This is a genomic window from Haematobacter massiliensis (assembly GCF_000740795.1).
Classification (GTDB): Bacteria; Pseudomonadota; Alphaproteobacteria; order Rhodobacterales; family Rhodobacteraceae; genus Haematobacter; species Haematobacter massiliensis.
Genome location: NZ_JGYG01000009.1, coordinates 155,204 through 177,513 on the forward strand (window position 1 = coordinate 155,204; position 22,310 = coordinate 177,513).

At 64.3% G+C, this 22,310-nt stretch carries 23 protein-coding genes; 9 read left to right on the forward strand and 14 right to left on the reverse strand.

Going from position 1 to position 22,310, the window contains the following annotated elements; all coding sequences use genetic code 11:
• Both CN97_RS13860 and CN97_RS13870 read right to left on the reverse strand, forming a co-directional pair.
• Positions 1 to 1,704: an ABC transporter ATP-binding protein gene (locus CN97_RS13860; protein ID WP_035712579.1), complete on the reverse strand. Its 1,704-nt coding sequence runs from the start codon at positions 1,702 to 1,704 to the stop codon at positions 1 to 3.
• Between the two features lie 1,223 nt (positions 1,705 to 2,927).
• Complete coding sequence (locus CN97_RS13870) at positions 2,928 to 3,428, reverse strand: sigma-70 family RNA polymerase sigma factor (protein ID WP_035712689.1); 501 nt, start codon at positions 3,426 to 3,428, stop codon at positions 2,928 to 2,930.
• Positions 3,429 to 3,519: 91 nt separating this feature from the next.
• Here CN97_RS13870 and CN97_RS13875 point away from each other — a divergent pair, with 91 nt between their 5' ends.
• From CN97_RS13875 to CN97_RS13885, 3 genes are all read left to right on the forward strand, one after another.
• Complete coding sequence (locus CN97_RS13875) at positions 3,520 to 3,729, forward strand: hypothetical protein (protein WP_035712582.1); 210 nt, start codon at positions 3,520 to 3,522, stop codon at positions 3,727 to 3,729.
• 169 nt (positions 3,730 to 3,898) lie between these two features.
• Positions 3,899 to 5,146: an aromatic ring-hydroxylating oxygenase subunit alpha gene (locus CN97_RS13880; RefSeq protein WP_035712690.1), complete on the forward strand. Its 1,248-nt coding sequence runs from the start codon at positions 3,899 to 3,901 to the stop codon at positions 5,144 to 5,146.
• The gene (locus CN97_RS13885) at positions 5,143 to 6,195 is read left to right on the forward strand and encodes a hybrid-cluster NAD(P)-dependent oxidoreductase (protein ID WP_035712583.1); all 1,053 of its coding nucleotides are present in this window, start codon (positions 5,143 to 5,145) and stop codon (positions 6,193 to 6,195) included. Before CN97_RS13880 ends, CN97_RS13885 begins: the two co-directional genes overlap by 4 nt.
• A 68-nt stretch (positions 6,196 to 6,263) precedes the next feature.
• Here the strand turns inward: CN97_RS13885 and fghA are convergent, their stop codons facing one another.
• From fghA to hemF, 4 genes are all read right to left on the reverse strand, one after another.
• Positions 6,264 to 7,094, reverse strand: a complete 831-nt coding sequence (gene fghA / locus CN97_RS13890; RefSeq protein WP_035712585.1) for an S-formylglutathione hydrolase — start codon at positions 7,092 to 7,094, stop codon at positions 6,264 to 6,266.
• 8 nt (positions 7,095 to 7,102) lie between these two features.
• A complete protein-coding gene (locus CN97_RS13895) occupies positions 7,103 to 8,212 on the reverse strand; it encodes an S-(hydroxymethyl)glutathione dehydrogenase/class III alcohol dehydrogenase (RefSeq protein WP_035712586.1) in 1,110 nt (369 codons plus the stop codon).
• A 17-nt stretch (positions 8,213 to 8,229) separates the two neighbouring features.
• Complete coding sequence (locus CN97_RS13900) at positions 8,230 to 8,493, reverse strand: metal/formaldehyde-sensitive transcriptional repressor (RefSeq protein ID WP_035712588.1); 264 nt, start codon at positions 8,491 to 8,493, stop codon at positions 8,230 to 8,232.
• A 101-nt stretch (positions 8,494 to 8,594) separates the two neighbouring features.
• On the reverse strand, positions 8,595 to 9,467 hold the full coding sequence (gene hemF / locus CN97_RS13905) for an oxygen-dependent coproporphyrinogen oxidase (protein ID WP_035712589.1): 873 nt from the start codon (positions 9,465 to 9,467) through the stop codon (positions 8,595 to 8,597).
• Positions 9,468 to 9,585: 118 nt separating this feature from the next.
• On the opposite strand from hemF, the gene CN97_RS13910 reads away from it, so the two are divergent.
• Complete coding sequence (locus CN97_RS13910; RefSeq protein WP_035712692.1) at positions 9,586 to 9,981, forward strand: hypothetical protein; 396 nt, start codon at positions 9,586 to 9,588, stop codon at positions 9,979 to 9,981.
• Positions 9,982 to 10,018: 37 nt separating this feature from the next.
• Here CN97_RS13910 and CN97_RS13915 read toward each other — a convergent pair whose 3' ends face one another.
• From CN97_RS13915 to CN97_RS13935, 5 genes are all read right to left on the reverse strand, one after another.
• Positions 10,019 to 10,561 carry a DUF3035 domain-containing protein gene (locus CN97_RS13915; RefSeq protein WP_084684181.1) on the reverse strand — a complete coding sequence of 181 codons (543 nt, stop codon included), beginning with the start codon at positions 10,559 to 10,561 and terminating at the stop codon, positions 10,019 to 10,021.
• A 59-nt stretch (positions 10,562 to 10,620) separates the two neighbouring features.
• Complete coding sequence (lspA, locus tag CN97_RS13920) at positions 10,621 to 11,082, reverse strand: signal peptidase II (RefSeq protein ID WP_035712694.1); 462 nt, start codon at positions 11,080 to 11,082, stop codon at positions 10,621 to 10,623.
• Positions 11,083 to 11,105: 23 nt separating this feature from the next.
• Complete coding sequence (gene purH, locus CN97_RS13925) at positions 11,106 to 12,686, reverse strand: bifunctional phosphoribosylaminoimidazolecarboxamide formyltransferase/IMP cyclohydrolase (RefSeq protein WP_035712696.1); 1,581 nt, start codon at positions 12,684 to 12,686, stop codon at positions 11,106 to 11,108.
• A 16-nt stretch (positions 12,687 to 12,702) separates the two neighbouring features.
• A complete protein-coding gene (locus tag CN97_RS13930) occupies positions 12,703 to 14,397 on the reverse strand; it encodes a heparinase II/III family protein (RefSeq protein ID WP_088217432.1) in 1,695 nt (564 codons plus the stop codon).
• Between the two features lie 69 nt (positions 14,398 to 14,466).
• Positions 14,467 to 15,735, reverse strand: a complete 1,269-nt coding sequence (locus tag CN97_RS13935) for an RsmB/NOP family class I SAM-dependent RNA methyltransferase (protein ID WP_035712591.1) — start codon at positions 15,733 to 15,735, stop codon at positions 14,467 to 14,469.
• 90 nt (positions 15,736 to 15,825) lie between these two features.
• Here CN97_RS13935 and CN97_RS13940 point away from each other — a divergent pair, with 90 nt between their 5' ends.
• Entirely contained in the window at positions 15,826 to 16,017 is a 192-nt protein-coding gene (locus CN97_RS13940; protein ID WP_035712594.1) for a DUF1674 domain-containing protein, read from the forward strand.
• Positions 16,018 to 16,023: 6 nt separating this feature from the next.
• Here the strand turns inward: CN97_RS13940 and CN97_RS13945 are convergent, their stop codons facing one another.
• Complete coding sequence (locus CN97_RS13945; RefSeq protein ID WP_035712598.1) at positions 16,024 to 16,308, reverse strand: SelT/SelW/SelH family protein; 285 nt, start codon at positions 16,306 to 16,308, stop codon at positions 16,024 to 16,026.
• A gap of 63 nt (positions 16,309 to 16,371) precedes the next feature.
• Positions 16,372 to 16,659 (reverse strand): 50S ribosomal protein L28, encoded by a 288-nt coding sequence (rpmB, locus tag CN97_RS13950; protein ID WP_035712601.1) that lies wholly within the window; start codon positions 16,657 to 16,659, stop codon positions 16,372 to 16,374.
• Positions 16,660 to 16,862: 203 nt separating this feature from the next.
• Here rpmB and CN97_RS13955 point away from each other — a divergent pair, with 203 nt between their 5' ends.
• The gene (locus CN97_RS13955) at positions 16,863 to 17,105 is read left to right on the forward strand and encodes a hypothetical protein (protein WP_035712603.1); all 243 of its coding nucleotides are present in this window, start codon (positions 16,863 to 16,865) and stop codon (positions 17,103 to 17,105) included.
• Between the two features lie 2 nt (positions 17,106 to 17,107).
• Here CN97_RS13955 and pyrF read toward each other — a convergent pair whose 3' ends face one another.
• A complete protein-coding gene (gene pyrF, locus CN97_RS13960; RefSeq protein ID WP_035712604.1) occupies positions 17,108 to 17,830 on the reverse strand; it encodes an orotidine-5'-phosphate decarboxylase in 723 nt (240 codons plus the stop codon).
• Between the two features lie 192 nt (positions 17,831 to 18,022).
• Between pyrF and clpB the strand changes: the two genes are divergently transcribed.
• The 3 genes from clpB (at position 18,023) to msrQ (ending at position 22,284) form a co-directional block, all read left to right on the forward strand.
• Positions 18,023 to 20,641, forward strand: a complete 2,619-nt coding sequence (gene clpB / locus CN97_RS13965) for an ATP-dependent chaperone ClpB (protein WP_035712607.1) — start codon at positions 18,023 to 18,025, stop codon at positions 20,639 to 20,641.
• A gap of 138 nt (positions 20,642 to 20,779) precedes the next feature.
• Entirely contained in the window at positions 20,780 to 21,664 is an 885-nt protein-coding gene (gene msrP / locus CN97_RS13970) for a protein-methionine-sulfoxide reductase catalytic subunit MsrP (RefSeq protein WP_035712610.1), read from the forward strand.
• Positions 21,664 to 22,284 (forward strand): protein-methionine-sulfoxide reductase heme-binding subunit MsrQ, encoded by a 621-nt coding sequence (msrQ, locus tag CN97_RS13975; protein ID WP_035712613.1) that lies wholly within the window; start codon positions 21,664 to 21,666, stop codon positions 22,282 to 22,284. Before msrP ends, msrQ begins: the two co-directional genes overlap by 1 nt.
• Positions 22,285 to 22,310: the final 26 nt, after the last annotated feature.

Sequence of the window (22,310 nt, forward strand, 5' to 3'; positions counted from 1 at the left end):
TCACGCGGCGCTGAGCCGGGCATAGCGTCCGCCAGAGGCCGCGAGTTCGGCGTGGGTGCCGGTCTCCACGACACGTCCATCCTCCATCACCACGATGCGGTCCGCGTGCCGGATCGTGGCAAGCCGGTGCGCGATGATGAGGGTCGTTCGCCCCACCGCCAGCGCATCCAGCGCCATCTGAATCTCCCGCTCCGTCTCGTTGTCGAGGGCAGAAGTAGCCTCGTCCAGAATGAGGATCGGCGGGTTCTTCAGGAAGGCGCGGGCAATGGCCACGCGCTGCTTCTGTCCGCCGGAAAGGGTCACGCCCCTTTCGCCCACCACGGTATCCAGCCCGTCCGGCAGACGTTCGATCATCGGGCCGAGCTGCGCCTGCCGGGCGGCCGCGATGATGTCGCTCTCCGTCGCCCCCAGCCGACCGTAGGCGATGTTCTCGCGCAGCGTGCCGCCGAACAGGAACACATCCTGCTGGACGATGCCGATCTGGCGCCGGAGGCTTTGCAGGGTGAAGGCGTCGATCGGGGTGCCGTCGATCGTGATGCGGCCCGATGTGGGTTCGTAGAACCGGGGCAGGAGTGCCAGTAGGGTCGTCTTGCCCGCGCCCGAGGGGCCAACGAAGGCGAGCGTCTCTCCCGGACGGACGGAGAGGTTGACGTCACGCAGTACGGGCCGGTCTTCCCGGTAAGCGAAGCTCACATCCTCGAACCGGATCGCGCCGGTCAGGGCTGCGGCAGGCCGCGCGTCGGGCCGGTCGGCCACCTCCGGCTCCGTCTCCAGCAGTTCGAGATAACGGCGGAAGCCCGCGATGCCGCGCGGATAGGTCTCGATCACCGCGGCGATCTTGTCGAGCGGGCGGAAGAAGACCCCGACCAGCAGCAGGAAGGCAACGAACCCCCCCGTGGAGAGAGAGCCGTTCAGCACGAAACCCGCGCCCGCCACCATCACAACCACCTGAACCAGCCGCATCCCCATGTAGGACAGCGACTGTGACGCGGCCATCACCTTGTAGGCGGACAGCTTCGTTTCGCGGTAGCGGGCATTGTCCTCTGCGAAAAGGGCCTTTTCATGATCCTCGTTGGCGAAGGCCTGCACGACGCGCATGCCGCCGACGTTTTCTTCCAGCCGGACGTTGAAATTGCCGACGCGGGAGTAGATCGCCCGCCATGTCGCCGTCATCTTCCCGCCATACACCATGACAACCAGCACCATCGCCGGAACGATCGCCGCCGTGATGAGGGCGAGCGGCAGGCTGATCCACATCATGAGGAGGAAGGCGCCGACAAAGGTCATCACGGCGATGAACAGATCCTCCGGCCCGTGGTGGGCAACCTCGCCGATTTCCTCCAGATCGCGGGTGACACGGGCGACGAGCTTGCCCGTCCGCACCTTGTCGAAGAACCCGAAAGAGAGTTTCTGGAGATGCTCGAAGGCCCGCCGCCGCATCTCCGTCTCTATGTTGATGCCCAGCATGTGGCCCCAGTAGGTCACCACGACCATCAGCCCGGTATTCACCAGATAGATGATGAGAAGCCCCACCGCCGCCAGCAGGGTAAAGGACCAGTCCCCTTGCGGCAGCAGCCTGTCGATGAAGCCCTGCACGGCGAGCGGGAATGCCAACTCCAGTAGACCGGACAGCACTGCGCAACCGAAATCTATGCAGAAAAGCAGCTTCCACGGCCGGTAATAGGAGAAGAATTGTCTGAGCATGTCGCAAGTCCTGCTGGGGGCTGCGTCTTCATGACGTGTTGCCGAACGAAATTCCACCCCGGAGAGGGCGGGGAGGGAACAGCGACGGCACGATCCGCGTTGTGCGGCAGATACTCAAGCCGGAGATTACAGATGCCGAGACTGATCCGCACCCTTGCTCTTCTTGGCCTCGGCTATGCCGCCGTGCGCTATCTTTCCTCGTCTCAGGCGGTGGAACCCCAGAGGCGCCTGTCCGGCCCGAAGGCGGACCACAAAGCCAGCAGAACGACTGCGCAGTCACGCAGCGCCAAGGCCCGCACTCCCGCGTCGCGGAGAACCGCGCGGTCCTGAGAATGGAGAGGACCGCGGGTAACTCTGCAAATGTGCGCGGGTCTCTCCGGGCACATTTGTAAGACTGGTCGACGTCGGGGTGACGTAAAACAGGACAAGCATTGGCCGCCTGTGTCTGAGACTAAGAGCTTCATCCCGTACACAATGGGTCAGCAATCTTGGACGACGGCAATGGCGTCACTCTGCTGATCTTGCGAGACTTCGCTGGCGAGGGCTTTATCTCAACGCCATCTCGCGCCCCGGGCACCCAAGGTACATTTTTGCTGATTTTCCGAAGGGCATTTCACGATGCCTCTGGAGATCTTTTTCATGCGCGGGTCGGTTGCCTCCGAAAATCCTCGTTGGAGGAAGGCAGGGGTTTGTTGAGACGACTATCCGATGACCGTTGCGCCTCAATCGTGCTCCCCACCTCGTCGCTGCCGCCATTGGAGAAATAGAGATTCGCGCCTTACCTCGCACCGGAGGGGGCGGACAGATCTGCATCTGAACGGCACTTAATTTTCGAAACGAAAATATACTGATCCGATGGATCAGCCCGTGAACCTTTTTCGCAGAGATCGCATCAATCATGTCGGTCGTCTTTTTCTGAACTTTGGAAAGCCAGCCCTCCAGCAGTCGGGAGAAGACCCTCTGCCTGTGTAGAAGGTCTTCGCAAATTTCCCTTCGGCACATCGCACCAGCGCAACCCATGAGATTGCAAAGTTTAGATAAGGTGATCGTCGGCTCCAGGAGGGCCGTGGATCTCAGGGAAAGAACGCCGAAACATCTCGTCTGATCTTCAGACAGCCAGGAAAGCATACTCAGTAGATCAGGTGCTGCTCGCACGGGCTAAGTCCTGACGCGCAGCGGAAGGGCGGCCTCGCCCATGGAATGATCGGCCAGCGTCTCAGACCTCAGACGGTGGTCTCACCCAGAGCGGAGATCACCATGTTGCGCGCCCGATTGACGCGACTCTTCACCGTACCGACAGTGCACCCGCAGATCTCCGCAGCGGCCTCGTAGCTTTCCCCCATCATCACGACAAGGATCAGCGTATCGCGGTAATGCACCGGCAGGCCACGCACGATTTCCATCAGTTCACCGCCGCGAACGTTCCATTCCTGCGTGGGCTGGGAGATCAATTCGCCCGAAACGCAATCCTCGACGCCGGTCGTCTCACGCCCCTGCGTGCGGATCCGGGAATAGAAAGTATTGCGCATGATGGTGAAGAGCCAAGCTCGCAGCCGCGTGCCAGGGGCAAACTTGTCGAGATTGGCCAACGCTTTCAGCAGCGTCTCCTGCACCAGATCGTCGGCATCGGTCGTGTCCCGGCACAGCGACCAAGCAAAGGCCCGAAGCGCGGGGATCAGCGCCACCACGTCGGTCCGCACTTCGTCGCGGGAAGAAGTTGTCATCATCCGGGACCGTCCTTGAATCCGGTGATCGGCAGCGTAGGATAACCCGGCGGAGCGCTGCCGGTTCCGGGTGATGACGGGAGATTTGAACATGGTCGAGAAACCTCTGGATGACGCGGCGGCGCGCATGGAGGAGGAACTCGCCCGGATCCTGTCGGATATATCGGCGGAACTCAGGCTTCACGACGTTCCCGAACGGTTGCGAATACTGGCACGCGAGTTGGATGCAGCGCTCGCAGGGCGGCGTGAGGGGGCGGCGCCTGCCCCCACGACACCGGAAACCGACCCCACGGATCGGTAAGGCAGACCCGCCCGGCGGTCGTTTCCGCTCGCGTCGCCCTGTTGTCGAAAAGCGTCGAATTTCGGCCATTGGCGGCGGTGTTTCATGTCATTCTGCAGCGATCCCGCACGGTTTCCATCGTGGGAACACAGCAACCCATCCGCCATTTCGCGGTCCGCAGGACGCCATGATGACCCTAGAGAGCACAATTTCCGCGCTGCTTGCCCGCCAGAAGCCGGGGTTCAGTCTGGACCAGGCCTTCTACCGCGATGACGACATCTATCGGCTGGATCTGGAGGAATTCTGGTATCGCGACTGGCTGTTTGCTGGCCATGATTGCGAAATCGCCCAGCCCGGCAGTTTCTTCACCGTGCAGGTCGGCGATTACTCGGTGATCGTGGTGCGCGGTCGCGATGGTGTGATCCGGGCTTTTCACAATGTCTGCCGCCACCGGGGATCGCGGATCTGCCTGACGGAGAAGGGGCGGGCGTCCCGGCTCGTCTGCCCCTATCATCAGTGGACCTTTGATCTGGACGGGCAACTGCTTTTCGCCCGGCAGATGGGAGAGGAGTTCGATCCCGCGCCCTATGGCCTGAAGCCCGTGGCCTGCGAAGCCGCGGCCGGATATATCTGGATCAGCCTCGCCAGCGCGCCTGCGGATTTCGCACCGCAGCGGCGGCGCTTGGAGACCTATTTCGGCGCTCACAATCTGAAAGACGCCAAGGTCGCGTTTGAATCGACCATCATAGAGAACGGCAACTGGAAACTGGTCTGGGAGAACAACCGCGAGTGCTACCATTGCGCGGCCAACCATCCCGACCTGTGCAAGACCTACCCGGAAGCCCCCTCGGTCACCGGCGTGGACGGCGCAGAGAGAGATCCCGAGATTGCCGCTCACTGGGCCGCCTGCGAGGACAGGGGGCTTGCCTCCCGGTTTGATATGGAGTCGGATGGCCAGTCCCGGGCCGTTCGGGTGCCGCTGCTCCGGGGCGCCGAGAGCTATACGATGACCGGGCGGCGCGCCGTGGGGCGCAAGCTCTCCGACGGCTTCCCGGGTGAGGAGGGAATCGGGGCGCTGCTGCTGTTCCACTACCCGACCACATGGAACCACGTACTGATCGACCATGCGATATCCTTCCGGGTCCTGCCTATTTCCGCGACCCAGACGCAGGTGACGACGAAGTGGCTCGTTCACAAGGATGCCGTCGAAGGCGTGGACTACGATCTGGAGAAGCTGACCGAGGTCTGGATTCACACCAATGACGAGGATCGCCGGATCGTGGAGGACAATGCCCGGGGCATCGCCTCGCCCGCCTATCAGCCGGGGCCCTATTCGGAGATCCACGAAGGCGGCGTGATGCAGTTCGTGGAGTGGTACTGCGAGACGTTGAAGCGTCGCCTCGGCCCTGAAAGTCAGGCACGGATCGCTGCGGAATGATCGTTCAGACCTTGCCGCAGCCGCTCCCCTGGAATGCGCTGGAGGAGCCGTTGCGCTGCGTGGGGGTTCGTGCGGAAACAGCCGATGTGCGAACCTTCACCTTTCGTCCGCCGCCGGGCCGCTGGTGTGCCTATCGGCCAGGTCAGTTCGTCACCGTCGAACTGCCGACGGCGGAGGGGCCGGTTCTCAGGAGCTACACGCTCTCCTCTTCTCCCTCGCGGCCGTTTTCGGTCTCGATCACGGCCAAGCTGAAGGCGGGCAGCGTCGCAACCCAGTGGATGTTCGATAACCTCGCCCCCGGATTCGGGCTGAAATTCACCCAGCCGATGGGCAACTTCCACCTGCCTGACCCGCTGGTCGGGCCGCTGATGCTCATTTCGGCCGGATCAGGGGCGACGCCCTGCATGTCGATGCTCCGCTGGGTCGCAGACTGCGCGCCGGGCTTGAAGGTGACATATGTCCACGCTGCGCGCTCTGCCGATGACATCCTGTTCCGGCGGGAGCTCGAACTACTGGCGGAGCAGATGCCGGGCCTTCGGCTTCTGTTCATTCTGGGCGCAGGAGCCGAAGGGGAGCGTCTGATCGCCGGGCGGCTGGATGCGGAACTGCTGCGGCGACTGGTGCCGGAGCGGCTGGAGCGGCAGGTCTATTGCTGTGGGCCGCAGGGCTTCATGGAGGCGATGCAGGCGGCGCTCATGGCCGACGGGCTGGCCGCGGAAGCCTGGCATCAGGAAAGCTTCGGGCCAGCCAGCGGCGGGCTGCTGCTGCCGGAAGCTCCTGCGGTGTCGGAAGACGCGGTCGTGCGGTTCGCGCGCTCAGGGGTAGAGGTGCCGGTAGGGGCGGGGCAGACGATCCTGCAGATGGCGCAAGCGGCGGGAATTGCTGCCTCCTTTGCCTGCGGAATGGGTGTCTGCGGCACCTGCAAGGTCCGGGCGCGGGGCAGCGTGGAGATGCACCATCAGGGCGGCATCTTCGAGGATGAGGTGGAGGACGGCTTCATCCTGGCCTGCTGTTCCCGCCCGCTGACGAGTGTCGAGGTCGATCTGTAAAAGCGGACGGCGCTGGCGCGCCGAAGCGACAAGCCCGCGCGCCGCCCTTGGCAGCGCGCGGGCGGTGATCAGCCTTTCAACGCTTTCGCATGCCAGGCGATGTGATCGCCCATGAAGGTCGAGATGAAGTAGTAGCTGTGGTCGTAGCCGTCCTGAAGGCGCAATTCTACCGGATGACCCGCGGCCTTGCAGGCATCAACCAGGCGCTCGGGCTGAAGCTCACGCACAAGGAACTCATCCCCTCCTCCCTGGTCGATAAGAAGGGGCAGACGCTCCTTGAGGCCGGGGATCAGCTTTACCGCATCCCATTCCGCCCAGGCGCTACGATCCGGGCCGAGGTAAGCGGTGAGCGCCTTTTCCCCCCAGGGCACATCGGAGGGGCCGACGATCGGGGAGAAAGCCGATACAGACCGATAGCGGCCCGGATTGCGGAAGGCGGTGACCAACGCCCCGTGGCCGCCCATGGAGTGACCCATGATTGAGCGTCGGTCGCTTGCCGGAAAGGATCCCTCCACCAGAGCGGGAAGTTCCTCGGCGATATAATCGGCCATCCGGTAGTGCGCGGCCCAGGGCTGCTGCGTGGCGTTCAGATAGAACCCGGCGCCCTTGCCGAGATCATAGCCCGGATCATCCGCGACATCGTCACCGCGGGGGCTGGTGTCGGGATTGACGAGAATCACCCCGTGCTCCGTCGCGTAGCGCTGAGCGGCGGCCTTGGTGATGAAGTTCTGCTCCGTGCAGGTGAGTCCGGAGAGCCAGTAGATCACCGGCAGCGGGCCTTCCGACGCCTGAGGCGGCAGAAAGACACCGAAGGTCATCGGCGTGCCGGTGGCCTGGCTTTGATGGCGCCAGACCTCCTGTTGACCGCCGAAACAGGCGTGGGATTCGATGCGTTCCATCGTCGGGCTCAGTAATGGATGACGCTGCGGATCGACTTGCCTTCATGCATCAGGTCGAAGGCCGTGTTGATCTCGTCCAGCGGCATTGTGTGGGTGACGAAGGGGGCGAGTTCGATTTCACCCGACATCGCATCTTCAACCATACCCGGCAGTTGCGTACGCCCTTTCACACCGCCAAAGGCGGTGCCCAGCCAGCGGCGCCCGGTGACAAGCTGGAAGGGACGGGTGGAAATCTCCTGCCCCGCGCCGGCAACCCCGATGACCACCGACTGCCCCCAGCCGCGATGCGCGCATTCCAGCGCGGCCCGCATCACGTTGACATTGCCGATGCATTCAAACGAATGGTCCACGCCCCAGCCCGTCATGTCCACGATCACCTGCTGGATCGGCTTGTCATGCTCTTTCGGGTTGACGAAGTCGGTGGCACCGAACTGCTTGGCAAGGTCGAACTTGGAAGGGTTTGTATCGACCGCGATGATGCGCCCCGCCTTCGCCTGCCGCGCGCCCTGAATCACGGCCAGCCCGATCCCGCCGAGGCCGAAGACCGCCACGCTGTCTCCCGGCTGCACCTTTGCGGTGTTGTGAACCGCACCGATCCCGGTCGTCACACCGCAGCCCAGAAGGCAGACATGCTCGTGGTTGGCTTCCGGGTTGATCTTCGCGACCGATACTTCCGCCACGACGGTGTATTCGGAGAAGGTCGAGCAGCCCATGTAGTGATAGAGCGGCTGACCGTTGTAGGAGAAACGGGTCGTGCCGTCCGGCATGACACCCTTTCCCTGCGTCGCGCGGACAGCAACGCAGAGATTTGTCTTGCCGGACTTGCAGAAGAGGCATTCGCCGCATTCGGCGGTATAGAGCGGGATCACGTGGTCGCCCGGCGCGACCGAGGTAACCCCTTCCCCCACTTCCACCACCACACCCGCGCCTTCGTGGCCGAGTACGCAGGGGAACAGCCCTTCGGGATCGTCACCCGAGAGCGTGAAGGCGTCGGTATGGCAGACGCCCGTGTGGCTGATCTTTATCAGAACCTCTCCCGCCTTTGGCGGATCCACGTCGATCTCGACGATTTCGAGCGGTTTTCCCGGTCCGAAAGCAACGGCGGCGCGCGATTTCATGGTCTCTCCTCCACGCTTCACTTGAGATAGGACCGGACGAGCGCGATTGCGGTCTCGATCCTTGGATTGGGGTCTGTGGGGGTGGCCAGTTCCTCGCGCAGATGGCTTTCCAGAACACTGCCCATCAGACCGTTCACCGCTCCCCTCACAGCGGCAAGCTGTTGCAGGATCGGTTCACACTGGGCCTCGCCTTCAAGCGATCTTTCAAGGGCTTCGATCTGACCGCGGATGCGGCGGACACGGATCAGCGCCTGTTGCTTTTCGCGCGGGTCGTTGGGCATCCCCTCCTCCGATACTGGGGGGGAGTATATCCCCCGGCTGCTGCCTTGCAAGGAGTGAAAAGGCCCGCCGGGGGGGCGGGCCTTCGGAAGAAAGTAGGAGATCAGGGCCAGCGGGCCAGCGGCGGCAGGCTCATCAGCACCGCTTCCGGGTCATGCGCGGTGGCAAGACCGAATTTCGTGCCTCGATCGTAGACAAGATTGTACTCCGCATAGATGCCGCGGTGGATGAGCTGTGCCTCCCGCTCCGCCTCTCCGTAGGCGTCGCGGCTCCGCCTTTCCGCCAGCGGCAGGAAGGCAGGCAGGAAGGCACGACCCACATCCTGCGTGAAGGCGAAGTCTGCCTCCCAGTCGCTGGTGTTCAGGTCGTCGAAGAAGATGCCGCCCACGCCCCGCGCACGCTTGCGATGCGGGATATAGAAATATTCGTCGGCCCACTCCTTGAACCGGGTATAGAAATCCGGCCCGTGCAGGTCGCAGGCAGTCTTGAGCGTGGCGTGGAAATGCGCGGTGTCCTCTGCGAATTCGATACAGGGATTGAGATCGGCGCCTCCGCCGAACCACCATGCATGCGGTGTCCAGAACATGCGCGTATTCATGTGAACGGCGGGGGCAAGCGGGTTGCGCATATGGGCGACGAGGCTGATGCCGGAGGCCCAGAAGCGCGGATCCTCCGCCATGCCCGGAACGCCTCGCGCGGCCATCGCCGCCTGCGCGGCTGGCGCGAGCGTGCCGTGGACGGCTGAGACGTTGACGCCCACCTTCTCGAACACTCGCCCCTCGCGCATGACGGACATGAGGCCACCGCCGCCGTCCGGTCCTTCGCCGCGCCGGGTCTCACGCAATTCGAAACGTCCGGGCGGCCGGTCGGAGGGAACCCCGTCCTCCAGCGTCTCGAAAGCGGTGCAGATCTGATCCCTGAGCGTTCGGAACCACGCCGCCGCCCGCGTCTTGCGTTCGTCGAAATTGATATCCATGACGATCCTGCCTTTCGGGAACCCAATAGCTCTCCGCCGGACGATGGCCAAGCCTGGTCTGGCTTTCGGTTCCATTATCGCTAGATATCGGATCGCCGGCCCGGCGGAGGATGACATCATGACGCGCCCGTTTCCCGCTCTTTTTCTGCTTCTCGGTCTCGCGGCCTGTGCAACGCCGCAGGAGCGGTGCCTCAACACCGCGACGCGCGATCTCCGTACCGTGAACATGCTGATTGATCAGACACAGGGCAATATCGCCCGCGGCTTCGCGGTCGAGAGCCGCACGGATTGGGTAACGGATTTCGATTGGTGCCCCGGCCCCTACTGGGGGAGGGGGTATTACCGTCCGATGATGTGTGAGCGCGATGTGCCGGTGACGACCAATATCCCGAGAGCCATCGACCTCAGGGCCGAACAGGCGAAGCTGGATGGCCTGCTGGAGAAGCGCAGTGAATTGACCGTTCAAACGGGGGCGCGGGTCGATGCCTGCAGGGCTGCCTATCCATCACGATAGACCGTGAGGGCAGCGATCCTGTCCCGCGCGCCCTCCGTCAGTCGGCGGGGGGCGGGGGTGCGGTGACTGTTGGCACTCCCCTTGCGCGCCAGCGGGAGATCTCGGCCTGCTGGTTGAGCGCGTAGGGGGCATAAACCTTGAAATAGGTTGTGGTGCGGCTCATCCGCTCCAGCAGCAGGGGGCCTTCGTCCTTGCGGAATTCGGCATCTGCGATGGCCAGATCCTGCCGGATGGCGGGATCGGCGCCATAGCGCCCGGCCTGTGCCAGAAGCGCGGCATCCCCGCCGGTTCCCTGCCGTTCCACCGCACCGGCATTGCCGCCCAGCACAGCGGTCGCATCCGCGAGCGGTGTCGGGTCGGTGCGATTCGCGCCCCCGGGGGTCGGCACGGGGAGGGCTGTGAGGTTCGCCTGCCCCGCCGGAATGTCGAGCGGTTTCGTCGGCAGGATGGCGAACTCGTCCGGGCTGCGGGTTTCGGAGCGAAGCTGGATGAGCTTTCCGTTGCCGCAGGCGGCGAGGCCGCAAGCCGCCGCCAGCACGAGCACGAGCCTGCCCGCCCGGTTCCGACCCGCCTGTATCATGCCCCGCTCCATCGCACTCTTGCCGTTTTGTCCTCGTTTAGCCGTTTTGAACCGGGGCGTCACGCCTTCTTGTCGCGTCCGGTGAACAGCACCAGTCCGATGGCGCCCGCGAACACCGCAATATCCGCGACATTGAAGGCCCAGGGGTTGGCGATTCCGCAGCAGGACATGTTCAGAAAGTCCGCAACCGCGCCATAGAGGATGCGGTCGATCACGTTTCCGATGGCGCCGCCGATCAGAAGACCGGCAGAAACCTGCACGGCGGCGGTCTGTGGCTCCTTCCGCATCCAAAGCCAGACCCAGACGGATATCACCAGAGCAACGGCGATCAGCAGCCAGCGGCCAAGGTCGCCTTCCCCCTGCAGCAGGCCGAAGTTGACGCCCCTGTTCCACGCCATGCGAAAATTGAGATAGGGAGGCCAGACGTCGATCGCCCGCACGCGGTCGAGCGACATGAGATGGACCACCACGAATTTGCTGAGCTGATCCAGAGCGAATGTGGCCGCAGCCACGCCCGCCATGATCCCGAGCGATCCCCTGACCATCAGTGACGGAAGTGCCGCTGACCGGTGAACACCATCGCCAGCCCTGCTGCGTCAGCCGCTGCGATCACCTCTGCATCGCGGATGGATCCGCCAGGCTGAATCACCGCCTTCGCGCCTGCGCGGGCCAGTTCCTCCACCCCGTCGGGGAAGGGGAAGAAGGCGTCGGAGGCCGCCACGCAGCCCTTCGCGGGGGAGACCGGCAGATGCAGCAGCTCCGCCATATGTTCGGCTTTCCGCGCGGCGATCATGGTCGAATCGACCCGGCTCATCTGACCTGCGCCGATGCCGACGGTAGCCTCGTCCTTCACATAGACGATGGCGTTGGACTTCACATGTTTTGCCACCTTCCAGGCGAACAGCATGTCGGCCAGTTCCTGATCGGTGGGCGCGCGCTTCGTCACCACCTTCAGGTCCGCCGCCGTCACTTCGCCATTGTCGCGGTCCTGCACGAGGAAGCCGCCTGCGACCTGCCGGAATGTCAGGCCCTTCGCAGTCGGATCGGGCAGGGCGCCCGTCGTGAGCAGACGCAGGTTCTTCTTCGCAGCAAAGATCGACTTCGCCTCTTCATCCGCGTCGGGGGCGATGACGACTTCTGTGAAAATCTCCGCGATCCTTGCCGCTGTCGCTCCGTCCAGCATGTGGTTCAGCGCCACGATCCCGCCGAAGGCAGAAGTCCGGTCGCAGTCATAGGCACGGCCATAGGCATCCAGCAGCGATCCACCCACCGCGACGCCACAGGGATTGGCGTGCTTGATGATCGCGCAGGCCGGACGGTCGGTCGGGAACTCGGCCACCAGCTCGAACGCCGCGTCGGTATCGTTGATGTTGTTGTAGGACAGCTCCTTGCCCTGAAGCTGCCTGGCCGTGGCCACACCCGGCCGGGCGGAGCCGTCGCGGTAGAAGGCCGCAGCCTGATGCGGGTTTTCGCCGTAGCGCAGCGGCTGGGCCAGAGTGCCGGCAAAGGCGCGACGACGGGGAGTGGCCTCGCCAAGCGCATCCGCCATCCAGGTGGAGACCGCCGCGTCATAAGCCGCGGTGCGGGCATAGGCGATTTGCGCCTGCCGTTGCCGGAAGGCGTAGGAAATGCGGTCGTCGTTGCGGTCGAGCTCCGCCAGCAGCGCGTTGTAATCCTCCACATCCGTCACGACAGTTACCCAGGCATGGTTCTTGGCCGCGGCGCGCAGCATTGCCGGGCCGCCGATGTCGATGTTTTCGATGCAGGTGTCGTAATCCGCGCCCTTCGCGACGGTCGCCTCGAACGGGTAGAGGTTCACGATGAGCAGGTCGATCGGCTCGATCTCATGCGCTTCCATCTCCGGTTTGTGCTGATCGCGGAGCGCAAGCAGGCCACCGTGGACCTTCGGGTGCAGGGTCTTGACCCGGCCGTCCATCATCTCCGGGAAGCCGGTGAGATCGGACACGTCGCGTACGGAAAGGCCCGCCTTGCGGAGCATCTCCGATGTCCCGCCGGTGGACAGCAGCTCCACCCCTCGCGCGGCAAGGCTCTGGGCGAATTCCAGAAGGCCGGTCTTGTCGGAAACGGAGATCAGCGCGCGGGCGATCGGCAGCAGGTCGGGCATGGTCAGATCCTTCGGCTCAGGCATCGGCTCGGATGGCGCGGGCGGCCTGCGGAAGCTCCTCTTCCGCCGGTTCGGTGTCGCGGATGGCCAGCGGAGTATCCTCTGATTTCGCCAGCGTCCAGCCCACCTCGCCCGCCTTGTCGGCCACAAGGCCGGAAAGAACGATCTGGCGGCTGGGCCGAGGCGCGGCAAGATGCGGATCGAGCCAGACGGAGGCATCGAGCGACATCCGCGCCGCGCCTGCCTGCCGGAAGAGCCAGACTTCCTTGCTGGGCAGCCGGAGGACGATCTGTTCAGCCTCCACCTCCGCCGCCACTGCGGGATGCAGGTGAAAGCGGATGGTGAAATGCACACCCTGCAGGCGACTGTTGAGAATCGCGCGCTCCAGTACCCGGCGGTCTGCCTCTGTCGCGGCGCCGAGCGCGTCATAGCCTCGGAGCATCCGCCCGTCGCGGGAAAGCTCCAGTTCCCGAACATGGGTGAGACCGTGGCTCCCCACATAGCCGTCATGGCTGAGAACGAGAAGCGGGCCTTCGTCGCCCGTGGTGACTTCGGCCCGCACGTTTCGCGGCCCGTCGGAGAGCAGGTCTTGCGTATCCTTCCTCGTCCCGAGTCGGGCGGAGGATAGCCCTTCTATGCCCAGGACGGAGTGGGAGGGGGTCGCACGCGCCGCATTCTCCCAATCCGCACCGAGCGCGCTCCCCGGACCGCAGGACACGATCAACGGCCGACGGCCGGAGGTCAGTTCGAAGGCCAGCGTGGAGGCATGGGCAAGCCGCGAGGCCGCGCCCATCGGCGGCGGTGCCGCATCGACGATGAGCGTCGTCCGCTGGGCGGCGAGCCGGAGATAACCCATGGCGCCAACCGCAGGGGCACCGGCGATAGAATTGGCCCGCACCCCGGAGGCAAGAAGCGTTCGCTCCAGCCGTCCGGGCGAGAGCCCGCCCCCGCCATGAAAGCGTGGCAATCCGCCATCCGCCTGTCGCAACAGGCGCAGGGTGGGTGCCCCTTGTTGAATGGCGTCGATCACGGCAGGCGGGACCGGCAGGCCAGCGGTGGAGAGCGCGTCGCGCGCCTCCAGCAGCAGCACCAACAGGTCGAGCAGCTCTTCCGGGTTGCGGGAGGAGACGGCACCCCCGGGATCGATTGCCCGCGCCGCCTCCGTCGCCAGCGCCTTGGTGGCCGGCCCGGTGACTGATCGCATCCGCGCCAGAGCCAGTGAGCCGGTGATGAGCGCCGTCAGGGCCTCCACCCGGGAAAGTCCCTCGGGCAGGGATTTCCAGCGATACCGGAGGAAGTGCATCTCGCGTGTCGCGCCCGAAAGCAGCAGGCGAGGGGGGGATTTTCCGGGACCGGTCAGGAATTCCGCGTGCCCGATCCAGCGCCGGAGGCGTCCGGCGGAAAGGTCAGCGCGCCAGCCTGTCCGCCCGTTCCAGCCCTGCAGCCACAGCCACGCCCGCTCCCGGGCCGCCCTGCTCCCAACTGCGGCGAGGTCATCGAGCCACAGGAACCTGAGGGCTGCATTTTCGGCGAAGGGCGTTGCGGGAGGCTCGAAAGGCGAGCGCGCCGCGGCCATCAGCTGCGCGCCCCGGGCGGGATCTCCGTCTATACGGGGCGGCGGCAGGCTTGCGACATGCGGTGCGACACGTCCGACCGCAGCAAGCCGCGCCGCCAGCCTGTCCAGCACATTTCCCTGTCGCCTGTCGCGCACATCCGGCCTCCGTCCCACGTCAGGGGGAGGTTAGCGCGGTGCGCGACGGCTGTCATCGACGCTCGCGATTTACGCGCGGCGAAGAAGGGCCATGTAGAAGCCGTCTATCCCGCCGATATCCGCCCAGTCGTCTGGCCGAATGCGCAAGCCGCCCTCCGGGCTGCGCCAGCCGAGCGGAATGCCCGGAAAGTCCCATGCCGCAGCATCTATGCGGAGCGACGGGTGGCGAGAGACAGCAGCGATCACCTGCTTCTCCCCTTCCTCCGGCAGGAGCGAGCAGGTGCAGTAGACAAGCCTTCCCCCGGGGGCGAGCCAGTCGAGCGCCCGGTCAATGAGCCGCTCCTGCAGGGCGATCAAGGGGCGGAGGCTGTCCGGACCCTTCACGAATGGCAAGTCCGGGTGGCGACGGATCGTGCCCGTGGCGCTGCAGGGCGCATCGAGCAGGATGGCGGGAACCGGGGCGGCGGGTGACCAGTGCTCCAGATCCGCAGCCACGATGTCGGCGGAGAGGCGGGTGCGGGCGAGGTTCTGCTTCAGCCGCTCCAGGCGAGGAGTGGAAATGTCCACTGCCGTCACCCGTGCGCCCGCCGCCGCGAGTTGCAGCGTCTTGCCCCCCGGAGCCGCACAGAGGTCGAGCACCTCCTCCCCTTCGCGAGCGGCCAGCCCGCGAGCAGGCAGGGCGGCGGCGGCGTCCTGCACCCACCAGTCACCACTTTCATATCCCGGCTGTGCCGTCAGGGCACCGGGCCCGCTCAAGCGAAGGCTTCCGGTAGGCAGAACATCCGCCTCCAGACCTTCCGGCCGCGCACCTTTCAGAGTGATGTCGGTCGGTGCTCCCGCCGCCTGGGCCGCCTCGATGGCCTGGGTGGCACGGTTGCCCCAGGCGGAGTTCAGCCGTCCACGAAGCCATCCCGGCAGGCGCTGCGGTGGCTGCCGGTCCCAGATTTCCTGAGCCTCGGCCGCTTTGCGCAGTACGGCATTCGCCAGACCGGCGTGCCCGGAGGTCTTTTCGGATTTCCCGAGCAGCGCCACAGTCGCATTGACCACGCCGTGTGCAGGCGCGCCTTCTCCCAGCATCTCCACCACGGCAAGGCGGAGAGCGTTTCTGACAGGCGGGATCGGATTGCGCCGCAGGAAGGGTTTCAGGACGGCGTCTGCGCGGTCGACATTACGCAATGTGGCAAGAGCCAGACGTTGCCCCCGCGCCCGAGTGTCGGGTGTCTCACGCTGAAGCGGGCCTTCCGGCAGCAGCAGGTCAGCCAGCGGCCGTCCGTCCGTCAGAACTCCGTCCAGGAGCCGCAGTGCAGCGGCCCGCGCCGCCAGTCCGGTGACTTCCATCCGTCCTCCTGGCCCGCCCTCGGGCGGCGTCTTGCCTTGACGGATGGGGCGCTATAGCATCCCGCCCTTCAAGACAAGCAGGGGTGACCCATGTCCGATGACAGATCCGAGCAGCGCGCCGATCTTCCCCCCGCCGCGCAACGCGCGCTTGCCGAAGCGGAAGCGCGGCGCCAGGCGTCGAAGGACAAGCCCGGCCTGCCCGTCGAACTGGGCGGTCGAGACGGTCTGGAGCCGGTGCGTTACGGCGATTGGGAGAAGAAGGGCCTCGCGATCGATTTCTGACGCGGGTCAGCGGTCGGTATGGCCGAGGTCGCGCTCAGGCGCGATGACATCGCGAAGGCGCTGCTTGATCTCCTTGGGCCCCGGGAAGCCGCCATCCCGCTTTCGCTCCCAGATGAGCGAATCGCCTACCCTGATCTCGAACATGCCGCCCGTGCGGGGGAGGAGGGAAACCTCCCCCAGATCATCTCCGAAGGTCTGAAGCAGTTCCTGTGCAAGCCAGGCGGCGCGCAGGAGCCAGTTGCACTGGGTGCAATAGGCTATGCTCACCCGAGGTTTTTCCGTTACTTCCATCCCAAACCCCCGAACGCAAAAAGCCCCGCAGAATGCGGGGCTGTTGCTCGACCGAAAGGAGCCTCAGGCAGCAGTCGCAGCCTTGGCGATTTCCTTTTTGATCTTCAGAGCTTTCGCGGAAAGCTCATCGTCTTTCGCCGCAGCGAGGAATGCATCCAGACCGCCGCGGTGATCCACCGTGCGGAGCGCCGCAGCAGAGATGCGGAGCTGGTAGCTGCGGCCGAGCGAATCGGAAATCAGGGTGATTTCATTCAGATTCGGCAGGAAGCGGCGACGGGTCTTGTTGTTGGCATGGCTGATGTTGTTACCAGTCATGACCCCTTTGCCGGTCAATTCGCAAACGCGCGACATCGTTCAGATCCTCACATTACATTGCAGAGTAGGGGCGCGGAACGACCCGGACCCTGAATTCGTTGCGGGCCGTCTAAGGACAAAACCGCTTCCCGTCAAGCGATTCATGCCAGAACCCCCGGTTTCATAGCCCAATCGGCGGGCGGAGGGAACATCCCGGCGCCTCAGCGGGTTCCCTGAGAGTTCATAGGAGGAGAAATCGCATGGCGATCCAAGACAACAGCCCGTCACCTCGGAAAGAACCGGTACCCGGCGCAACCCGCACCGGGTCCAATCGCTGGTACATGATCATCGGAGCGGTGGTCGTCATCATCGCGGTCTATTTCCTCACGATGGGACGTACACCGGTGGAAACGGTGCCGTCATCCACGCCAACCCAGACGGCGCCCGCTGCCACTCCGGGCCAGGCACCCAACGTCAATCCGGCGCCTGCTCCCGCCAACTGAACTCAGGGGCGGTTTGGATACTGCGCCTGCGCGGACGAGAGTTCCGCAGCGATACTCTGGGCGGCCAGACGTGCGTCCGGCGCACGCCAGATGGGCCGCCCCACGACGACATGGTCGGCCCCGTCTGCAATCGCCTGGGCAGGGGTCGCGATACGCTTCTGATCGTCGCTGGAGGACGTGGCTGGCCGTACGCCCGGTGTGACGATCAGGCGCCCTTCGGCGGCGGGAAGCGCACGGATCATCGCGGCCTCCCAAGGAGAGGCGATGATGCCGTCCGCCCCGGCCTCGAACGCGCGGGAGGCGCGCTCCACAACGATTTCCGCGATATCCCCCTCGCGGATCAGGCCCGCATCAAGATCCGCCCGGTCGAGCGAGGTAAGGATGGTGACCGCCAGAATGCGGGTGACGTGGCCCCCGCGCCCCTCCACTGCCGCGCGCACGACATGCGGATCGCCATGAACGGTGAGGAAATCGAGATCATACTGCGCTAGCCCGCGCACGGCTGCTTCCACGGTCGCGCCGATGTCGAAGAGCTTCATGTCGAGAAAGACGCGCTTGCCCCGTTCCTGCTTCAATTCGTTGGCGAGGGCGAGGCCGCCCCCAGTGAGCATGCCAAGTCCGATCTTGTAGAAGGATGCGGCATCACCGATCCGGTCGACCAGATCCAGCCCTGCCAGGGCGTTGGGCACGTCGAGCGCAACGATAAGACGATCATCGGCGGTCATGGCGTTTCCCCTTTTTCGCGGCCGGCCGTTTCCTAATGCGCCTCTCCCTGTCACGCAAGAAAGAAGCGAAGGCGCTAGCCCTGCAAGACCTTGCAAGCGGCGGATGCACTTCCCAAATCTTGAAACGATGAAGGCTCGAGAGAAATGTGCTGCATGGCAGGCATTCGATCCGGGCGCTTGGAAGGAGTTGTCATGAACCTTGAAAAGTTCACCGAACGGTCCCGCGGTTTCCTTCAGGCCGCACAGACCATTGCAATGCGCGAGAACCACCAGAGGCTGGCTCCCGAGCATCTTCTGAAGGCTTTGATGGATGATGACCAGGGGCTTTCCGCCAACCTGATCCGCCGCGCGGGGGGAGAGCCTGCGCGTGTTGCGGAGGGGGTGGAAGCGGCTATCGACAAGCTGCCCAAGGTCTCCGGTGATACCGGTCAGGTCTATATGGATCCGAAGCTCGGCCAGGTTCTGGACGAGGCGGAGAAGATTGCCAAGAAGGCGGGTGATTCCTTTGTGCCGGTGGAGCGGATGCTCATGGCGCTGGCGATGGTGAAATCCGCCGCAAAGGATGCACTGGAGCTGGGCGCTGTCACGGCGCAGAACCTGAATACGGCGATCAACGATATCCGCAAGGGCCGCACTGCCGATTCCGCTTCGGCGGAAGAAGGCTATGACGCCTTGAAGAAATACACCCGCGACCTCACGGAAGCTGCCGAGGAAGGCAAGATCGACCCGATCATCGGGCGCGACGATGAGATTCGGCGCACCATGCAGGTGCTGAGCCGGCGGACCAAGAACAACCCCGTGCTGATCGGGGAGCCGGGCGTCGGTAAAACGGCGATCGCGGAGGGCCTCGCGCTGCGCATCGTGAACGGCGACGTGCCGGAGAGCCTGCGCAACAAGAAGTTGCTGGCGCTCGACATGGGCGCGCTGATCGCGGGTGCGAAATACCGCGGTGAGTTCGAGGAGCGGCTGAAATCCATCCTGTCCGAAATCACCGCGGCTGCGGGCGAGGTCATCCTGTTCATCGACGAGATGCACACGCTGGTCGGCGCGGGCAAGACGGACGGCGCGATGGATGCGGCCAACCTCATCAAACCGGCGCTGGCGCGGGGCGAGTTGCACTGCGTGGGCGCCACGACGCTGGATGAATACCGCAAATATGTGGAGAAGGACGCGGCCCTTGCCCGCCGGTTTCAGCCCGTGATGGTGGAAGAACCGACGGTTGAGGATACGATCTCCATCCTCCGCGGCATCAAGGAGAAGTATGAACTGCACCATGGTGTGCGGATCAGCGACTCCGCGCTGGTCGCGGCGGCGACGCTGTCGCACCGTTACATCACCGACCGCTTCCTGCCGGACAAGGCCATCGACCTGATGGACGAGGCGGCGTCGCGGCTGCGGATGGAGGTGGACAGCAAGCCCGAGGAACTGGACGCGCTGGATCGGCAGATCCTGCAGCTTCAGATCGAGGAGGAGGCGCTGAAGAAGGAAGACGACGCGGCCTCCAGGGACCGGCTGGAGAAGCTCCAGAAGGAACTTGCCGACCTCACCCAGCGCTCGGCCGAGATGACGGCCAAGTGGCAGGCGGAGCGCGACAAGCTGGAGGAATCCCGTGGTCTGAAGGAACAGCTGGACAAGGCGCGCGCCGAACTCGATCAGGCGAAACGGGAGGGCAACCTCGCCCGTGCCGGGGAGCTGAGCTACGGCATCATTCCCGGGCTTGAGAAGAAACTCGCCGCGGCGGAGAGCAACTCCGACATGATGGTCGAAGAAGCGGTCCGCCCCGAGCAGATCGCCGAAGTCGTCGAACGTTGGACGGGGATCCCAACTTCCAAGCTGCTGGAAGGCGAGCGTGAGAAACTCCTCCACATGGAAGAGGAGCTCGGCAAGCGCGTCATCGGTCAGAAGGAGGCCGTGCGCGCCGTCTCCAACGCCGTGCGGCGTGCCCGCGCCGGCCTGAATGACGAGAACCGCCCGCTTGGGTCGTTCCTGTTCCTCGGGCCGACGGGCGTCGGCAAGACCGAGCTGACCAAGGCGGTGGCCAACTACCTCTTTGACGATGACAATGCGATGGTCCGCATCGACATGTCGGAGTTCATGGAGAAACACTCCGTCGCCCGTCTTATCGGCGCGCCTCCGGGCTATGTCGGCTATGACGAAGGCGGTGTGCTGACCGAAGCCGTGCGGCGCAGACCCTATCAGGTCGTGCTGTTCGACGAAGTCGAGAAGGCCCACCCCGACGTGTTCAACGTGCTTCTGCAGGTGCTCGACGACGGTGTGTTGACCGACGGTCAGGGACGGCGGGTCGACTTCAAGCAGACGCTGATCGTGCTGACGTCCAACCTGGGCAGTCAGGCGCTCTCCCTGCTGCCCGAAGGGGCGGATCCCGGCGCGGCGCGCGCGGAGGTGATGGAGGCGGTGCGGATGCACTTCCGTCCGGAATTCCTCAACCGCCTCGACGAGATGGTGATCTTCGACCGGCTGACGCGGGCTGACATGGACGGTATCGTCACCATTCAGCTTCAGCGGCTGGAGAAACGGCTGTCGGCGCGCAAGATCACGCTGGAGCTGGACGAAAGCGCGCGGAAATGGCTCGCCGATGAGGGGTATGACCCGGTCTTCGGTGCGCGCCCCCTGAAACGGGTGATCCAGCGGTCGCTGCAGGATCCGCTCGCAGAGATGATGCTCGGCGGAGAGATTATGGACGGCTCCACCGTGCAGGTCACAGCGGGCGAGGACGGGCTGATCATCGGAGATCGAGTCGCGTCGCCGTCCCGGAGGCATCCGCCGGAGACGCATGCCGTGCTGCACTGAGCCATCGGCCATATCAAGATCAACGCCGGGCGGACTTCCGCCCGGCGTTTTCCTGTTCGGTTTCCGCTAAATGTGAGCGGACCTGCACCGGTCCCGCGCTATTATCCCCTTCTCGCCAGAGATCGTGAGGAGGCGGCATTGAAGTTCCACTGGTCCGAAGTCACCCCTGAACGTCTGTGGCTGGATCGCCGCGCGGTTCTTGCCGGTATGGGGGCGTTGGCGGCTTCTCCTGCATTTGCTGCGGATAAATGGTCTACCGAGGCAAAGCCGAACACGCTGTCCGACATCACCAACTACAATAACTTCTACGAATTCGGTTACGGGAAGGAGGATCCTGCCCGCAATGCAGGGGCGCTGACGATCAGCCCATGGTCCGTGAAGGTTGGCGGGCTGGTGGACCGGCCGGGCACCTATGACCTTGCCGATCTTCTGAAGGGTGTAGCGGTTCGTGACCGTACCTACAGGCTGCGTTGCGTGGAGGCGTGGTCGATGGTGATACCCTGGCAGGGGGTGCAGCTTTCAGACCTGCTGACAAAGTTCGGCGTGCAGCCCTCTGCAAAATACGTGGCTTTCGAGACGCTCTACCGCCCGAGCGAGATGCCCTACCAGTCCAGCCGCCTGCTCGACTGGCCTTATCAGGAGGGGTTGCGGCTTGATGAGGCGATGCATCCCCTGACGATTCTTGCCACCGGGCTTTACGGTAAGGCTCTGCCGAACCAGAACGGCGCGCCGCTTCGCCTGATCGTGCCGTGGAAATATGGGTTCAAGTCGATCAAGTCGATCGTCTCCATAACCCTGACGGACACACAGCCGAAAACTGCCTGGCAGGAACAGAATGCGCGGGAATACGGCTTCTACGCCAATGTGAACCCCAGGGTGGATCACCCGCGCTGGAGTCAGGCGACGGAGAGGGTCATCGGGGCGGGCCTGTTCGGCGGGCGGCGGGATACCGAGCCGTTCAATGGATATGCCGAGCAGGTCGCAAGCCTTTATTCTGGCATGGACCTTACGAAATACTACTGATGGAGAGCGTCAACCGCTGGCTCCGCCGGGTCCCGACATGGACGATTTATCTGGCAGGTTCGCTTTGGGCGGCGTTTGTCTTCTGGCAGGCAATTACCGGCGCAATCGGCGTTGATCCGGTGAGGGAGCTGGAGCACGCGCTGGGGCTGCGCGCGCTTCAGCTTCTCATACTCGGGTTGGCGATTACGCCGCTACGCCGGTTCACCGGCCTCAATCTGATACGGTTCCGCCGGGCCATCGGGCTTACGGCCTTCGGGCTTACGGCGCTGCACCTGATGGCGTGGCTCGTGTTCGATATCGGCCTGAACTGGGCCGCAGCGGGGGCGGATATCCTGAAGCGCCCCTATATCACCATCGGAATGGTGGGTTTCGTTCTGCTGATCCCCCTGGCGATTACCTCCAACAACCTTTCGATCCGCCGGCTGGGCGCGCAATGGCGGCGGCTTCACCGGCTCACCTATGCTGCCGTGCTGGCGGGGGGTGTGCATTATCTGATGGTGGTGAAGTCCTGGCCGATGCAGCCCGTCGTCTATTGCGCGCTCATAGGGATGCTCCTCGCCCTGCGATTCTGGCCGCAAGGCGCGCGCACGGTCCCCAAAGCGGCAGATTCGCGGAAGTGACGCGTATCTTTGTCTGTGTTTTGTAA

What these genes read in the sequence shown, in the direction of transcription:
- CN97_RS13860 (WP_035712579.1), bottom strand. Translation starts at nt 1,704, where the DNA reads ATGCTCAGACAATTCTTCTCCTATTACCGGCCGTGGAAGCTGCTTTTC.
- CN97_RS13870 (WP_035712689.1), bottom strand. Translation starts at nt 3,428, where the DNA reads ATGACAACTTCTTCCCGCGACGAAGTGCGGACCGACGTGGTGGCGCTG.
- CN97_RS13875 (WP_035712582.1), top strand. Translation starts at nt 3,520, where the DNA reads ATGGTCGAGAAACCTCTGGATGACGCGGCGGCGCGCATGGAGGAGGAA.
- CN97_RS13880 (WP_035712690.1), top strand. Translation starts at nt 3,899, where the DNA reads ATGACCCTAGAGAGCACAATTTCCGCGCTGCTTGCCCGCCAGAAGCCG.
- CN97_RS13885 (WP_035712583.1), top strand. Translation starts at nt 5,143, where the DNA reads ATGATCGTTCAGACCTTGCCGCAGCCGCTCCCCTGGAATGCGCTGGAG.
- fghA (WP_035712585.1), bottom strand. Translation starts at nt 7,094, where the DNA reads ATGGAACGCATCGAATCCCACGCCTGTTTCGGCGGTCAACAGGAGGTC.
- CN97_RS13895 (WP_035712586.1), bottom strand. Translation starts at nt 8,212, where the DNA reads ATGAAATCGCGCGCCGCCGTTGCTTTCGGACCGGGAAAACCGCTCGAA.
- CN97_RS13900 (WP_035712588.1), bottom strand. Translation starts at nt 8,493, where the DNA reads ATGCCCAACGACCCGCGCGAAAAGCAACAGGCGCTGATCCGTGTCCGC.
- hemF (WP_035712589.1), bottom strand. Translation starts at nt 9,467, where the DNA reads ATGGATATCAATTTCGACGAACGCAAGACGCGGGCGGCGGCGTGGTTC.
- CN97_RS13910 (WP_035712692.1), top strand. Translation starts at nt 9,586, where the DNA reads ATGACGCGCCCGTTTCCCGCTCTTTTTCTGCTTCTCGGTCTCGCGGCC.
- CN97_RS13915 (WP_084684181.1), bottom strand. Translation starts at nt 10,561, where the DNA reads ATGATACAGGCGGGTCGGAACCGGGCGGGCAGGCTCGTGCTCGTGCTG.
- lspA (WP_035712694.1), bottom strand. Translation starts at nt 11,082, where the DNA reads ATGGCGGGCGTGGCTGCGGCCACATTCGCTCTGGATCAGCTCAGCAAA.
- purH (WP_035712696.1), bottom strand. Translation starts at nt 12,686, where the DNA reads ATGCCCGACCTGCTGCCGATCGCCCGCGCGCTGATCTCCGTTTCCGAC.
- CN97_RS13935 (WP_035712591.1), bottom strand. Translation starts at nt 15,735, where the DNA reads ATGGAAGTCACCGGACTGGCGGCGCGGGCCGCTGCACTGCGGCTCCTG.
- CN97_RS13940 (WP_035712594.1), top strand. Translation starts at nt 15,826, where the DNA reads ATGTCCGATGACAGATCCGAGCAGCGCGCCGATCTTCCCCCCGCCGCG.
- CN97_RS13945 (WP_035712598.1), bottom strand. Translation starts at nt 16,308, where the DNA reads ATGGAAGTAACGGAAAAACCTCGGGTGAGCATAGCCTATTGCACCCAG.
- rpmB (WP_035712601.1), bottom strand. Translation starts at nt 16,659, where the DNA reads ATGTCGCGCGTTTGCGAATTGACCGGCAAAGGGGTCATGACTGGTAAC.
- CN97_RS13955 (WP_035712603.1), top strand. Translation starts at nt 16,863, where the DNA reads ATGGCGATCCAAGACAACAGCCCGTCACCTCGGAAAGAACCGGTACCC.
- pyrF (WP_035712604.1), bottom strand. Translation starts at nt 17,830, where the DNA reads ATGACCGCCGATGATCGTCTTATCGTTGCGCTCGACGTGCCCAACGCC.
- clpB (WP_035712607.1), top strand. Translation starts at nt 18,023, where the DNA reads ATGAACCTTGAAAAGTTCACCGAACGGTCCCGCGGTTTCCTTCAGGCC.
- msrQ (WP_035712613.1), top strand. Translation starts at nt 21,664, where the DNA reads ATGGAGAGCGTCAACCGCTGGCTCCGCCGGGTCCCGACATGGACGATT.